This window comes from Arsenophonus sp. ENCA (assembly GCF_002287155.1).
Classification (GTDB): Bacteria; Pseudomonadota; Gammaproteobacteria; order Enterobacterales; family Enterobacteriaceae; genus Arsenophonus; species Arsenophonus nilaparvatae.
In genome coordinates, this window is record NZ_NHNG01000067.1 from 1 (window position 1) to 721 (window position 721).

The 721-nt window shown below is 38.6% G+C and carries 2 protein-coding genes; both read left to right on the forward strand.

Features of this window, described 5'->3' with window-relative positions:
- Positions 1 to 210, forward strand: a 210-nt coding sequence (locus tag CBG25_RS02090; RefSeq protein ID WP_290604202.1) for a hypothetical protein, incomplete at its 5' end; no start/stop codon positions are given.
- A gap of 86 nt (positions 211 to 296) precedes the next feature.
- On the forward strand, positions 297 to 721 hold a 425-nt coding region (locus CBG25_RS02095), incomplete at its 3' end, for an antA/AntB antirepressor family protein (protein WP_290604203.1).

The following is a 721-nucleotide window of genomic DNA, read 5'->3' on the forward strand; positions in this document are numbered from 1 at the left end:
ATCAGCGCCGCCTTTGCTTTCGAATTAATAGTGGGCCATATTGCTCATGCCACCACAACAGCACCCGCAATAGACCCACAGATTAAATTTGCTCATGGGGTATTGGGGGACTTTCATTTAGGTGGGCAAGAGCTACTGGTTATTGGTGTCATGATAGTTCCCGCACTCTTAATCTATTTTGGGGTATTCCTTGATACCCTGAAGAAATAGTTACAAAGCAAGAAGTCATTACCCCACCTAACTTATTTTCCACTTAATCAAGATGCATTCATCAATTAACATTGAGGAATTATTGTATGCAAAATTTAATCAACATTGAAACAAAAAACATCAATGTGGAATTAATCCAGACCGTTAATACGCGAGATTTACATTCATTCCTGGAAATTGGTAAAGATTTTTCCAACTGGATAAAAGATAGAATTAAACAATATGGATTTGTAGAGGGCGATGATTTCATTATTGTTGAAAATTTGAGCTCGCCAAAACTGGCGAGTGCAAAATCTCGTCAACGAGTGCTTAAAGAATACGCAATCTCTATCAATATGGCGAAAGAGTTATCCATGGTTGAGCGTAATGAAAAAGGCAAACAGGCCCGACAGTATTTTATTGAATGCGAAAGAAAAGCATTAGAAGCTGTCAATCCGGTTGAACTATTAAATGACCCATCAGCGATGCGAGGCTTGCTACTCAATTACACAGAAAAGGTTATTGCCCTTGA